This window comes from Pseudomonas sp. LBUM1656, from assembly GCF_059716065.1.
Genome location: NZ_CP166800.1, coordinates 1625428 through 1640673 on the forward strand (window position 1 = coordinate 1625428; position 15246 = coordinate 1640673).

Genomic DNA, 15246 nt, shown 5'->3' on the forward strand with positions numbered 1-15246 from the left:
GCACTGAAAAGTTCAGGCTGATCACGCGAAGCCCCGTACTAGAGCGCTTTCGAAAAAACACCCAATCCACTATTTGACGTCAGAATGATGGCAACTTAATATCGCGCCACTAAAGTGATATCACTTTGCCGTTTCGAGGAATCGAGCAGCCTGTCGCTGAGGGTAGCGAAGGCGCGGTTCGCCACGCACTGGACATTCTTATCCGGGCGTCTCCCTGCCCATCTTTGTCGTGACCGATGGCCAATGCCTTGTGCGCTGACCTTGGCGGGATTACTTCACCTTCGATTTGCTATTTCCCCTTGCCCTGCTGCATCGAGATTCTTGACATGGACGTTCGCCAATACGCTTTCCTTGTTCGCCAACCTTCTGCCGCCGTGAAAGCCCGCGAGCACTTCTGGGGCATGCCCAAGCGCGGACTGGCGTTCCTGTTGGCCAACGTGATGTTCTGGCAACCGATGTGGGCGCAGGCCGAGGGGATCGTCGTGGCCACGCCGGGGACCAGTCTCGGGCAGGCGGGCAATGGCGTGCCGATCGTCAATATTGCCACGCCCAATGGCACCGGCCTGTCGCATAACCAGTTTCACGATTACAACGTCGGCACCCAGGGAGTCATCCTCAACAACGTCGCCAACCAGACCGGTGCGACGCAACTGGGCGGCATCATCGTCGGCAACCCCAACCTCACCAACCGGGTCGCGGCGCAAACCATTCTCAACGAAGTGGTCGGCGGCAGTCCGAGCCAGCTGCGCGGTTATACGGAAGTGGCGGGGCAGTCGGCACGCGTCATCGTGGCGAACCCTTACGGCATCAGTTGCAACGGCTGCGGTTTCATCAACACGCCGCGTGTGACGCTGACCACCGGCAAACCGGTGCTCGACAACGGACGTCTGGATCGCTTCCAGGTCGATCAGGGCAGCGTCTCTATCGATGGCGCCGGGTTGAACGCCAACAACGTCGACAGCTTCGAAATCATCACCCGCAGCGCGAAGATCAACGCCGAAATCCAGGCGAAGAACCTGACGATTGTGGCCGGTCGCAACGACGTCAACGCGCAGACGCTCAACGCCACCGCACGCACCGATGACGGCAGCGCGAAACCGCAACTGGCCATCGACTCGTCGGCGCTGGGCGGGATGTATGCCGGGGCGATCAAACTGGTCGGCACAGAGTCGGGCGTCGGGGTGAAGCTCGACGGCAAACTGATCGCCAGCGGTGGCGACATTCAACTCGATGCCAGCGGCCACTTGAGCCTGGTCGACACCTCGGCCACCAACGGCGCCGTAAACGTCAAAGCCGCCAGCCTCGACGCTCGCGGTCCGGTGTATGCGGGCACCGCGCTAAACGTGCAAACCCAAGGCAACCTGAGCAACCAGCAAACCCTCGCCGCCCGCGACAGCATTGCCCTGAGCACCGGTGGGCAGTTGACCAACAACGGCATCATCGAGGCCGGGGTTAATCCCGATTACGGTCGCAACGCTAATGGTGATGTAAGCCTGACCGCGCAGAATTTCAACAACAGCGGCAAAAGCGTGGTTGCCAGCCGCAACCTGTCGATCAATACCGCACAGACATTAAGCAACCAAGGCGGCACGCTTAGCGCTCAACAAACCACCAACATCAACGCTGGCACCCTGGACAACCAGAATAACGGCCGAGTATTGAGCAGTGGCGCGTTGAACGTGGTGGCTAATCAGGTGTTCAACTCGAACGGACTGATCAACAGTTCGGGCAACTTGACCGCCAACATCGGTCAGCTCAATAACAGTAACGGTGAAGTGTCCAGCACAAGCCTTACCCGACTCACCGCGATGACATTGAACAACCGCAGCGGTCAGGTGCTCGGTGACCTGGGTTTGAGCATCGACCTCAGCGGCGCACTGGACAACCGCGATGGCGTGCTGGGCTCCGGCACCACCGTAACGATCAACGCCGCCAGCCTCGACAACCGTGACGCAGGCGTGGTGGTCAGCGATGGCAGCCTTAATGCACACATCACCGGTTTGTTGGACAACCGCAACACCGGTGAAATCACCGCCAAGGGCGCCGTCGATGTGCAAACCGGCAGTCTCGACAACCGCGGTGGCAAAGTCATTGGTAAAAACACGCTGTCTGTCGGCAGCGCTTCCGCCGATAACCGCGGTGGCGTGATTCAGGCGGACAAACAGGTGGACCTGCAAATAGGCCAGCTAGACAACCGCGACAAAGGCTTGATCAGCGGCAAGGCCGGCGTCGGTTATGTCGGCGTTCGATTTGACAATACGGGCGGTTTGCTCAGCGCAGCGGGTCCAGTGACGCTCAACGCCAGTGAAGTGCAAAACGCCGCTGGGCGCATCTCCAGCCAGAGCGATCTCACCGCCGTCATTGGCCTGCTGAAACAACAGGGCGGTGCGCTGGTCGCCCAGGGCAATCTGAGCCTGACCGGCACCTCTCTCGATAACCGCAATGGAGGTCTGGTCGGCACCACTAAAGCGCTGACACTCAATGTCGGTGACATCGACAACCGCGCAGGCGAAATCTCCAGCAGCCTGCTGTTGACCATCAACGGCCAGCGTCTGGACAACAGCGATGGCGGCAAGGTGTTGGCGGCCACGGATCTGGCATTGACCGTCGCCAACCTGATCAACCGGAACAAAGGCCTGATCGTCGGCAAAGGCGCCACGACGTTGACTGGCACCTTGCTGGACAATAGTGGCGGTACGCTCAACAGCCTCAACGGTCTGGTGATTACCCTCGACGCCGCCTTGCTCAATCTCGACGGTTTGATCAGCAGCGAAGGAAGCTTGACTGTCAACGCGGGCAGCCTCGATAACGACGGCGGCAGCCTGAGCAGTGCCGGTGCGTTGTCAGTGACCAGCCGTGGAGCACTGCGCAATGTGGGTGGTTCGATCAGCGCCGACAGCACCTTGAGCCTCGACAGCGCGAGCCTCGACAACAGTCAAAAGGGCTTGATCTCGGGCAAGAACGCTACGCACGTGGTCACCAGTTATTTCGATAACAGCCTGGGCGGGCGCCTCACCAGTGGCTCGACCCTGGATCTGACGGCCAAACAGGTCAACAACGCCGCCGGGCGGATTGCCAGTCAGCAAGCCTTGACCGCCTCGGTCACCAGGCTCGATCAGCAGGGCGGAGAGCTGTTCAGCAAAACCAGCTTGAGCCTGGACCTGAACCATGGCCAGTTGAACAACCAAAAGGGCTTGATCAACGCCCCCGGCACTTTGTTGCTCAAACAACTCAGTGACGTGAATAACCAGGGCGGGGAAATCTCCAGCGCCGAAGCCTTCACACTCGCTGTGCAGAGCCTCGACAACAGCAACGGCAAACTGCTGAGCAGTCAGGGTCTGACCCTGCGCATTGCCCACGCGTTGAACAACGTCAAAGGTGCAATTTCCGCCGCGTCCATCGATAGCCACAGTGCCAGCCTCGACAACACTGAAGGCTTGATCAGCAGTCACGGCGAGCTGGAACTCAGCATCGATGGCACCCTGGATAACCAGCGCGGTGTGGTCATCGCTGATGGTGGACTGCAGATCACCGCCGACACCGTTGACAACCGTAACGGCGAAATCGCCGGTAAAGGCGAGGCGACGGTCAAGGTCAAACACCTGGATAACCAGCAAGGCAAGCTGATCACCACCGGCACGTTGCAGGTCACCGCCGACACACTCGATAACCGCCAAAACGGTTTGCTGGGTGCCACCAAAGACGTAACCCTGACAGTCGATGATCTCGACAATCGCGGGGGCGAACTGACCACCAATGCCGACCTGACGATCACCGGTAAAAAACTCGACAACAGTGATGGCGGTAAAATAACTGCCGGCAAGGCGATGACGCTGACGTTCGACCAGTTGCTCAACCGCAATAAAGGCATGATCGACGCCACCGGCGCATTGAATCTGCTGGGGCGTTTACTGGATAACAGTGGTGGCAACCTCGTTAGCCTGCAGAGCATGAGCCTGAACCTGACAGGCACCTTCGACAACAGTGACGGGCGTGTCAGCAGCGAGTCGGCCCTCACCGTAAACACCGCGCAATTGACCAACACCAAAGGCAGCCTGTCCAGCGCGGCCGACCTGGTGCTCACCAGTAATGGCAGCATCGCCAACCAGGGCGGTGCGGTCGTGACCGACGGCGCACTCACCGTCACCAGCGCCAGCCTCGACAACCGCCAGCAGGGCAGCATCAGCGGCAAGGGTGCCGTGTCCGTCACCACCAGCGCGTTCGATAACAGTCAGGGCGGACAACTTACCAGCGCCAGCACCCTCGATCTGGTCGCCGGCCAAGTCACCAACCAGGACGCCGGGCGCATCGGCAGCCAAGGCGCGTTGACGGCGAGTGTCACAGGGCTGGATCAACAGGGCGGCAAACTGTTCAGCAACAGCAGCCTCAGCCTTAACTTGAACAACGGTCAACTGAACAACCAGAACGGCCTGATCAACGCCCCCGGCGCATTGCTGCTCAAACAACTCAGCGGCGTGAACAACCAGGGCGGGGAAATCTCCAGCGCCGAAGCGTTCACGCTCGCCGCACAAAGCCTCGCCAACAGCAACAACGGCAAACTGCTGAGCAATCAGGACCTTACCTTGCGCATCGCCAACGCGCTGGACAACGTCAAAGGCCTGATCGGCGGCGCAACGCTCGACGCCCGCGCCGGCACGCTGAACAACAGTGGCGGTACTTTGAGCAGTCGCGCTGATCTGGATCTGACGGTGACCGGCCTGCTGCGCAACGATGACAAAGGCCTGATCAACGCCGTACAAACGCTGAAACTGAACAGCGCCGACCTGAACAATCAGAGCGGTAGCCTACTCGGCGGTGCGGCAGTCATCCTCAATGCCATGGCCTTGAACAACCGTGACGGCGGCCTGATCAATAGTCAGGGCAACCTGAGCCTGACCGCGACAAACCTGGACTCGAGCAACGACGGTGAAATCTCGGCCAAGGGCGATATCGACCTGAAGCTCACGTTCCTGACCCAGAACGGCGGACGCGTGCTGGGCGATAAAGCGGTCACCGTGGACCTGGCCAACGGTGACTTCGACAACCGTAACGGCCTGCTCACGGCCAAAGGTCCGTTGACCCTCAAGCGTCTGCGTGACCTCAACAACCACAGCGGCGAGATCTCCAGCAACCTCGGTTTCGACATTATCGCCCGGGCCCTGGATAACAGCGCCGGCAAACTGATCACCAGCCAGAAGCTGGCTCTCAATGGCACCACGCTCATCAACCAGAAGGGCCTGATTTCTGGCTGGGAAGGTTTGACCGTCAATGGCGACAGCCTGGATAACCGCGCCAGCGGTACGCTTTCGAGCCGCGAGGGCGACGTCGCCGTAGACCTCAAGGGGGCCTTGCTCAACAGCAACGACGGAGCTCTGGTCAGCAAAGGCGGCCTGAGCGTCAAAGCCACCAGTCTGGACAACAGCAACAAGGGCATCCTCAGCAGCACGGCAGGGCAGACCCTGAACCTGAGCGGCTCGCTGAACAACAATCTGGGAGGCCTGATCGACAGTGGCGCCGCTCTCGACATCACTAGTGCTGCACTCACCAACGTTGGCGGTGTGATCAATGCGCAACAGGCGATCAACGCGACCGCCAGCGGCGTGGACAATCAGAACGGCCAAATCATCGGCAACGGCGCGATTACCCTCAGCCTGCTGGCGCAACTGGACAACAACGGCGGCAAACTGGCCGGCGCCGGTCCGGTGTTGATCAAGGGAGTTACCGACCTCAGTAACCAGAACGGTCAACTCGCCAGCCAAAAAACGCTGACCCTGTTGACCGGTTCCCTGGACAACAGCAACAACGGCACCCTGGCTGCCAACGACGCTTTGTCGGTCACCGCCAGCGGCGCGGTGCAGAACAACGCCAACGGTCTGATCTACAGCAAGAACGCCAGTCTGCAAGTGCACGCGGCCAGCCTGGTCAACGGTAAGGGCTCGCTCCAGAGCCAGAACGGGCTGACCCTCGACGTCAGCGGCGACCTCGATAACCAGAGCGGCAAAGTCATCGCCGAAAACGGCGACGTCAACGTTAACGCGGCCAACATCGATAACCGCGGTGGCGTGCTGTCGAGCATCAAGGGGGCTCTTGAAGCGCAGACCGTCGGTGTGCTGCGCAACGGTTTTGACCTCAACAACAATCGCCAGGGAGCGGTTATTCAAGGTCAACGCCTGACCCTGTCGGCATTGGCCGGCCTGGACAACAACGGTGGGCGGATCTCGGCGCAGGTCAGTGACGTCACCCTCACCACTGGCGCACTGGATAACCGCAACGGCGGCCTCTACGCCAAAGGCCTGGTGGGCGTGACCGGCTCCAGCCTGGACAACGGCACCGGGCAAATCGCCGGCAACCGCATTAACCTCAACCTCAATGGCGCCCTGAACAACCGTAGCGGCATCGTCGAAAGCGACACCACGTTGACCGTTAAAGCCGCCAGCCTCGACAACCAGACTGGCCGGCTGCGGTCGCTCGGCAGCATCGACAAAACCAGCTTCCAGATTGGCGGGCTGCTGGACAATCGTAACGGCGTGCTGGAAACCGCGAATACCGACTTGACCGTAGCCGTTGGCAGTTTCCTGAATGCCGGTGGCCAACTCAACCATGTGGGGCGTGGCCGGTTTGATATCTCTACCGCCAACGTGATTGGCGCCGGGGGTGGCATCACTACCCGTGGCAGCCTGGACCTGAATGCCGATACCTGGAGCAACTCCAGCGTCATCCAGGCCGGGCGCTTGAACGTCAACGTCAACAACTTCAGTCAGACCGCCACTGGCCAACTGCTCGCCGCTGATCATTTGCAAGCACGCGGCGGCAACTGGACCAACGATGGCTTGATCGCCAGCGACGGCATGATGGACATGCAACTGGCCGGCAGCTACAGCGGCAACGGGAGGGTGTCGAGCCTCGGCGGACTCTATCTGTCGGCGGCGCAGTTGAGCCTGAACGCGGTTTCCAGTATTGCCGGTGGCGGCGACACAGACATCAAGATTGGCGGGTTACTGAACAACGCCGGACGCCTGACCTCCAACGGCGATCTGAGCGTTGAAGCCGGCAGCCTGAACAACACCGGCACGCTGGGTGGTTCGCAATCGGTGCTGATCAAAACGCCGAACCTGGTGAACGATCGCGGCCTGATTTTCAGTGGCGAAAATACCGCGCTGGAAGTCGGCAGCCTCACCAACAACCAAGGCGACTTCTACAGCCTGGGTGACCTCACGATCAAGGGCTACGCCGGTGCGGCTCGGGCCAACGTGGTGGATAACATCTCCGGGGTCATGGAGAGCGTCGGCAACATGTCGATCGACGCCACAACGCTGAACAACCGCGGGGAAAAGTTCGAGGTTTCGCGCAAATTGGTGTCCAGCTTCCTTGCCGTTCATTGCAATGATTGCAGCGGCGATACTTTTTCCGTCGATTACGGCTTGAAGGAGATTTACGAGGCTGGCGTCTCTGATCAATCGCCGGGCGCAAAATTGACCTCGGGCGGTAACTTCACATTCAACGGCGGCGACTTCCTGAATAGCCGCAGCGAACTGGTCGCCGCACGAGACATCACGATCAACGCCAACAATTTCACCAACCTCGGTGCATCCGCCGGCACCATCGAGCGCACGCGGGTCTTCAGCGCGGACGGGATCACCGATGGTACGCACGCCCGATTCATGCAAGGTGAATTGTGGGAGTACAACAAACGCAACGACAACGGCCCGTTGACCTTTCACTACATTGATAATGCCGGTCAGTTCCGCACCGCCAATTATTCAACCGAAACGTATTACTGGAAAGGCAGTGAGGAAGTCCGCGACATTCTGGTGGACAGTGAAACCGGCCGAAAACTGATCGGCTACGGCGCCTGGCATCATCCGGATCGTTACGAGAAGTCGGAATACGACCCGAATAATTTGATGTCGATACCGGCTCAGCTCCTGAACTACTCGGTAGTAGACACCGAAGTATCCCGTGACGGCGGCACTGTTCAGAATGCGATCGTCCAGGCCGGCGGCAAGGTCAACATCACCGCCACCAAAAACCTCACCAACAGCGTTATCCACGAGGATTATGCCTTTGTTGCTGGCGTTGATCGCCGGCAAAACACCCAGGGTGGTGGCACCGGAAAGCCGTTGTTAGTGCACCTCAACGGCCAGCTGCCACCGGACCTCTCTCAGCAACAAGTCAACCCGCTGAGCCTGCCTGGCTTCGCCTTGCCAACCGGGCAAAATGGCCTGTTCCGCCTCAGTGCGGAAGGTACAAACAACGCTCCAGCGGGGGCGGGCACGATTCATCCGCCGGGTTGGGCCGTGGGTAGCGAAAGCGTCAGTACGCTGGGACACATAACCGCCGCCAGCAGCGGTGGCCCGCGAGATTTGTCGATCGACAGGCCGCCCGCTGTTTCCACGGATGATCGCGCGGTAGAGCCGGTCAGACGTACGCCGACGGTCATCAAGACCGATGCCAGTACACTCGATTTGAGCGTTAAATCGACCGGCGTTGGCGCCGATATACGGACCAATTCCCTCAAGTCCGCTATCGGTATTCTTCCAACGGCACGCGTCACCGGCCTGCCGGATGTCAAGGCACCGTCCAACGCGCATAAATACCTGATCGAAACCAATCCGGTCCTCACCGACCTCAAATCGTTCATGAGTTCGGATTATCTGCTGAGCAACCTCGGCTACGACCCGGACGTCAGTGCCAAACGCCTGGGCGACGGCCTCTTCGAACAGCGCCTGGTTCAGCAAGCGGTCGTTGCCCGCACCGGCCAGCGTTACATCAACGGCCAGACCACGGATGAAGGCCTGTTCAAGTACCTGATGAACAACGCCATCGCCAGTAAGGATCAGCTCAATCTTTCCATGGGCGTGACCCTCACCGCCCAACAAGTCGCAGCCCTGACCCACGACATTGTCTGGCTGGAAGAGCATGAAGTGAATGGTGAGAAGGTCCTGGTGCCGGTGTTGTACCTGGCCAACGCCAATAATCGCCTAGCACCGAATGGGGCATTGATCCAGGGCTCGGATGTGACGCTGATTGCCGGGGCGAATCTGGAGAACTCAGGGACTTTGCGCGCCAGTAATAACCTCAGCGCTACGGCCACCAACGACCTGTCCAACAGTGGCCTGATCGAGGCGGGCGGCCGTGTTGACTTGCTGGCGGGTAATAACCTGGTGAACAAGGCCGGCGGCATCATTACCGGGCGCGACGTGAATATGGTCTCCATCGCTGGCGATGTGATCAACGAACGCACCGTGACCAGCATGGACGCCAGCTACTCCGGCAAAACGCAGCACCGGGACTACGTTGACACCGCCGCGCGGATTGAAGCGGCCAACGAATTGACCGCTTCGGCTGGGCGCGATATCACCAACGCCGGTGGCGTGATGAAAAGCGGTGGTGACACCTACATCGATGCCACTCGCGACATCAATGTTGTGTCTGTGCAAGAGCGCAATGCCGACAGCAAATACCGCTACCTCAACGACAGCACCACGCAACTGGGTGCGACGATCGACGCTGGCCGAAATTTGACCCTCAAAAGCGGTCGGGACATCGCCGTGGTCGCCAGCGACATCGCTGCCAAGGGTGACGTGGCAATTACGGCTACCGACAACCTGTTCGTCACGTCGGCCGCAGACGAAAGCCATACATCCTCCAAAGTCGGCCACACCCTGCGCCAGGAAGACCATGTCAAGCAAGTCGCGTCGACCATTACCGGGGGCGGCGACGTCACCCTGAAAGCTGGCGCCGACATGACGCTGGTGTCGAGCCGGATAAAGGCTGGTGACGAGGCATATCTGGTGGCCGGTGGGAACCTGGAGCTGCTGGCGGCGCAAGACAGCGATTACTCGCTGTATGACATGAAGAAAAAGGGCAGTTTCGGCACCGGAAAATCCAAGCGTGATGAAGTCACCGATGTAAGAAATGTCGGTACTGAAATCACCTCGGGTGGCAACCTTACGCTGCTCAGTAGCGGTGATCAGCGCTATCAGGCGGCCAAGCTCGACAGTGCCAAGGACATCTCCTTGCTCAGCGGCGGCTCCATCACCTTCGAAGCCGTGAAAGACCTGCACCAGGAAAGCCACACAAAAAGCAATAACAGCATGGTCTGGAACTCGGCCAAGGGCCGGGGCAATACCGACGAGACGTTGCGCCAGAGTGAAATGATTGCCAATGGCAACCTGGTGATCCAAGCCGTCGAAGGCTTGAACATCGACATCAAGGACATCAGCCAGAGCACCGTCAGTCAGACCATTGATGCCATGATCAAGGCTGATCCCGGGCTGGCCTGGCTCAAGGATGCCGAGAAACGCGGTGATGTTGACTGGCGCCTGGTGAAGGAAACGCACGACTCCTTCAAGTACAGCAACTCGGGGATGGGGCCGGCGGCAATGCTGGCGGTGATTATCATCGTGAGTGTGCTGACGGCGGGGGCGGCGAGTGCCGCAGTCGCTTCTGCAAGTGGCAGCCTGGGCGCGGCGGGCGGTACGATGGCGGCAGCCACCACCGGCGCGGCGGCGACGACTGCCGGGCTGGGCAACATCATCGCTTCCGCCGTACTGACGTCGATGGCCAGTACCACGGCGGTCAGTACCATCAACAACAAAGGCCACCTTGGAGACGTGTTCAAGGATGTCTTCTCGTCTGAGAGCCTCAAAGGTTATGTGCTTGCCGGTGTTACGGCAGGCATCGCTGCCAAGTTTGGTTTTGTTCCAACCGAACTGAAGTTTGATGTGGACACCCTGCAGACCGTAGCCATCAAGGCCGCGGCTGACGCCTTGGCAAAAACCGCCGTCATGGGCGGCAGTCTGAAAGACAACCTGGTGGCATCGGCACTTGGCTCGGCGATCACCATTGGTGGTGCGGTCACGGCGAACAAGATTGGCGACATCACTGTGTTCGAAGACGGCAAGCTCTCCAAAGTCGTAATGCACGCGGCGTTGGGTGGTTTGATGGCGGAGGCAATGGGCGGGGACTTCCGAACGGGGGCGATTGCGGCGGGCGCGAATGAAGCATTGGTTGATTTCCTGACTGATAAGTTGTTACCGGTTGGCGTCGATAGAAACAGCCTGGAATATCAGCAAGGCGTGAATAAGCTGCTGGCGGCCTCTCAACTGATAGGCGTGTTGACGGCGGCCTTTACCGGGGGCGATCCGAACTCCGCAGCTGCAGTAACGGCAAACGCAACCCAGTACAACAACCTCGACCACCCTTCAGCGGAGCGGCTGCTCAAGGAGCTTCAGGGCTGCCGGGCGACTGAGGGCTGCAGCGCAGCGAACATCCGCGAGATCGTTGGACGGTTCGAAGAGCTGTCGGCCCAACGTTCGTCGGCGATGAATGCCTGTAAAAGCAGAGCGTGTGTGGATGCGATCCAGAAAAGTGCTGTCTCACTGGATGCCCCCGTCGCCAAGGATCTGATGGAGTTCCTGCGGCGCAACATCTCTTACGATATGGCAGGGCTCCTCACCGGGAATCCGGGGGGTATTGCCATCCCTCCTCCGGGTGTCGATAGCTGGGGAGCCATGTTTACTTCGGATAAACAAATTGCCTTTGCGAAGAACCTCAAAGAGGGCTGGCTAACGCCAGATGAATTGGCAGCGGTAGATCAATGGGTGAAGGACACCAGTTGGCTTGACGTGCAGGCTGGGCGGAAGTTGTCTTTGGACGAACGGGTAGCGGCGATCACTGGCCTGACGTTTTCGCTGGGCATGGCGATTCTGGGTAAAAACCCGGTTGGTGCAGGTAGCAGTGGTGGGCAGACAGGATCGGGCCCCAAAATACCTCCTAAACTTGAGCCGTTTACAAATCCGCCGCAAGGTCCTGTCATTCCTCAGGGCTGGATAAGCCGACCTGGCAGAGTGCCTGGGAGTACGATTTACTACCCTCCTGGAACTAACCCGGCTGACAAAGGCAGTACATTCATCAGGGTGATGCCGTCGGGTTCAACTCCTGTTCCAGGCTTACAGAATGGTTATTGGGTCTATATGAATAAAGGGCAGGCGATAAATCCAGCAACAGGAAAACCAGGTGGAAGAGGCGATACACATGTTCCGTTACCCCCAAACACCACTCCGCCGCCTCGTTAGGAGGAAAGATTAATGCTTGAGAGAAGAGATTTAATAGAGTTGGAGTCCACCAGTCTGGTGGGCATAACGGTAGGGATTGGCTCGCAAATATTACTATTTGCGAATGGCGCATCTGTAATGTGTCAGTGCCCTTTCGAGTGTGAGGATGGCAATGGTCGTCTGTCAGGGCATGGGGAAAATGTTTACACTTCTGTTTTGCTTTATGGGTTTCTTAATCAAGATGTGCAGTCTGCCAGTTTCGCAGACGATGGGGTATTGGAACTCGTGTTCGAAGATTCGAGTTTCATTAGAATAGTTGCTGATAGAAATGGTTTAGAGTCTTATGTTGTTTCTACCCGTCATGGTGTGTGTCCCATCTTGGTGTTTTAGTCGTGGCGTGAGAGCGTAAGCGGAAAAGGCGGAGTGGTTTTATTATTTATTTGTTTGGTCTGGTGCATTGGCCAGAAAACAAATCCCTCCGCTTGTTTTTTTTTGGTTTTTGTATTTTTTGAAGTTTTCTTATATCGGAAGATAGCTTGAGGGTTAGTTTGCATCATCATGCAAGCGTTAAATCAGTAACTTGAGCTGAAAGATAAATCTATCCCTTTGTTTTCCTCTTATTTCCCTTTCTCCTGTCACGACGGATAAGGCCAGACATTCCTTGAGAAAATGCTGGTGGATGGGCGAGGTGTAAGATTGAATATGGACGGTTCATTCAAAGGGTTCATTGATTAATGGATGGCAGTATGGCCGGACTATTGGAAATAGTATTTGAGAACGTCAGGCAGGACGTGGTGTTGCCCTTGCTGGAAACAGTTGTTGCTGATGCGGAGTGAGTCCGTAGTCAGTGCTGAGTGTTCAGAAGATTTTCCGGTCTGGAGCAATGGGGGAATTGAACTCGATGCAGTCCGCGCTGCAATTGATTTTGATGGCGCGTTGAGTGTGCTTGTCAATGTCCGGAGTTTGAAATTTATGGGTGTGAACGTAGACTCAGCACTCATTCGAGTTGTTAGGTATCAAGGTAAGTTTGATCTTGATATTAGTTTTGATGAGGATGATGTCGGGTTGCAGGATGTCGATGCCATTGGTATTTTTTTGCGTTCTCGAAGGAAATGGCCAAGAAATTCGAGTTTGTTACTTGTTACTTTGGAATGGAGCGGGCCTCGGATGAGGCTACCCGATTTTTTACCAATGACGTGTTGGGACCGCTGAAGTAAAGGGAGCTTTAGAAAAAACGGGGCGGGATACTAATGAAGCAAAAAACGGGCGACCAACAGGGCGCCCGTTTTTCATTACTCAGCGGCCTATGCCTCCTCACGTGACCTCCTTCCATTTCTCTCAAATCTACCGTTCGTCGGCCTCCAGCCCAGAATGGATCCATATATTGACGCCAAAATAGTGGCCATCTAATATCGCGCCACTATTGTGCTATCAGTCTCCATTTCGAGGGATCGAACATGTACCCAGCCGCCCTTGCGGCGAGGTTGTGCCTGGCTTTGCTGTGCCTGTCTCCGCTAAATCTTGCTTACGCCGCCCCCACTCCTGGGGAAACCGACCTCATCCGTGAACGCCAGGATCGCCTGCTCGAAGAGCAGCGTCGGCGTCTCGAAGAGCTCAAGGAATTACCCGGCAAGGCAGTCAAACCCGCCACACCGGCAGCGCCTGCTGAAACCCGTTGCTTCCCGATCAAGGACATCGAACTCAAAGGTGCCGACAGCCTTTCCGAGGGAGAGAAAAACCGCCTGCTCAAGCCTTACATCGGTCAATGCCTGGGCGTCACGCAGCTCAATGAACTGCTGAAAGTCATCACCGACCACTACATCGAAAAAGGCCTGGTCACCAGTCGTGCCTACTTGCCGCAGCAGGATTTGTCCGGTGGGCATCTGAAGGTGCTGGTGGTCGAAGGCAAGCTCGAAGGATTGAAAGGTGCGCAGGGCAGCAAGCTGTCGGACCGCGAGTTGGGCATGGCTTTTCCCGGCAAGACCGGTGAGCTGGTCAACCTGCGGGAAATCGAGCAACTGGTCGATCAGCTCAACCGTTTGCCGTCGAATCAGGCACAGATGGAATTGGCGCCGGGCAAGAACGTTGGGGGCAGCGAAGTGCTGGTCAAGAACACGCCGCAAAAGCCGTGGCGTGCCGGGTTGTCTCGCAGCAACGACGGCCAGCGCAGCACCGGTGAACAGCAGTGGGGTACCACGTTTGATTGGGACAGTCCGCTGGGTCTGGCGGATCAGTTGAATCTGCGCGGTGGTCACGATGCGATGACCGATCACCAGCACACCTCCAACAACGCGCTGCTCAATTACAACCTGCCATGGGGCTGGTGGAACTTCAATTACACCTACAGCCAGAGTGAATACCGCTCGCAGGCGCAAGCCAACGGTTTCAACTTCAAGCAGACCGGCGACAGCGAGAACCATCAACTGCGCGCCGAGCGGGTGATCCATCGCGATGCCGTGAGCAAGACCTCCCTCAGCACCGGCCTGTCGTACCTGCGCACCAACAACTTCATCGAAGACAGCAAACTCAAACTGAGCAGCAACCGCATCAGCGAAGCGCAGTTCGGCATCAACCACGGTCGGCGAGTCGGCAGTGCCTTCGTCAACCTTGACCTCGGCATGCAGCAAGGCATCGGCGCGTTCGATGCGCAGGGCAACGGTCACCCGGGGCCCGGCGAACCGGATGCGCGCTATCGCAAATACACCGCCACCGCGAGTTACCTGCAACCGTTCAAGCTGTGGGGCGAGTCGTTCAGCTTCAGCAGCCTGATGACCGGCCAACGCAGTGAAGACGTGCTGTTCAGCCCGCAGCGCACCAGCCTCGGCGGGCAGTCGTCGATCCGCGGTTACAAGGATCAATCATTGTCCGGCGACAGCGGCGGTTACTGGCGCAACGACCTGCGCTGGAGCCGTCCAGTGACGCTGGAATGGCTGCGCCCGGTGTTCGCCGAATACGGCACCAGCCTCGGTTACGACCAGGGCGTGATTCGTGGCGATCGCTACAACGGCGACCAGCACGGACGCCTTTCCAGCAACTCGGTGGAGGTGTTCGCTCGCGGTCAGCACCTCGCCGCCAGCGTGACTTTTGCCCACTCCCTGGAACGCCCGGACACCCTGACCGAGCGCGAAGCGCCGATCTATTTCCGCATGGATTTCTTCCTCTAATTTCGCCGCATCGAGACCTTCGA

The 15246-nt window shown here is 58.2% G+C and carries 3 protein-coding genes and 1 pseudogene; all 4 read left to right on the forward strand.

Translation table 11 applies throughout. The features are described 5' to 3' along the window. The first annotated feature begins 326 nt into the window (after positions 1-326). Positions 327-12080 (forward strand): two-partner secretion domain-containing protein, encoded by an 11754-nt coding sequence (locus ACA072_RS07290; protein WP_497623791.1) that lies wholly within the window; start codon positions 327-329, stop codon positions 12078-12080. Positions 12081-12722: 642 nt separating this feature from the next. Continuing rightward, positions 12723-12794 (forward strand): annotated as a pseudogene (locus tag ACA072_RS07295) (tRNase toxin domain-containing protein); the annotation flags it as partial. 377 nt (positions 12795-13171) lie between these two features. Then, positions 13172-13276, forward strand: a complete 105-nt coding sequence (locus ACA072_RS07300; RefSeq protein WP_497623793.1) for a hypothetical protein — start codon at positions 13172-13174, stop codon at positions 13274-13276. Positions 13277-13516: 240 nt separating this feature from the next. Next, positions 13517-15223 (forward strand): ShlB/FhaC/HecB family hemolysin secretion/activation protein, encoded by a 1707-nt coding sequence (locus ACA072_RS07305; protein ID WP_497623794.1) that lies wholly within the window; start codon positions 13517-13519, stop codon positions 15221-15223. Positions 15224-15246 lie beyond the last annotated feature (23 nt).

What these genes read in the sequence shown, in the direction of transcription:
- ACA072_RS07290 (WP_497623791.1), top strand. Translation starts at nt 327, where the DNA reads ATGGACGTTCGCCAATACGCTTTCCTTGTTCGCCAACCTTCTGCCGCC.
- ACA072_RS07300 (WP_497623793.1), top strand. Translation starts at nt 13,172, where the DNA reads ATGGCCAAGAAATTCGAGTTTGTTACTTGTTACTTTGGAATGGAGCGG.
- ACA072_RS07305 (WP_497623794.1), top strand. Translation starts at nt 13,517, where the DNA reads ATGTACCCAGCCGCCCTTGCGGCGAGGTTGTGCCTGGCTTTGCTGTGC.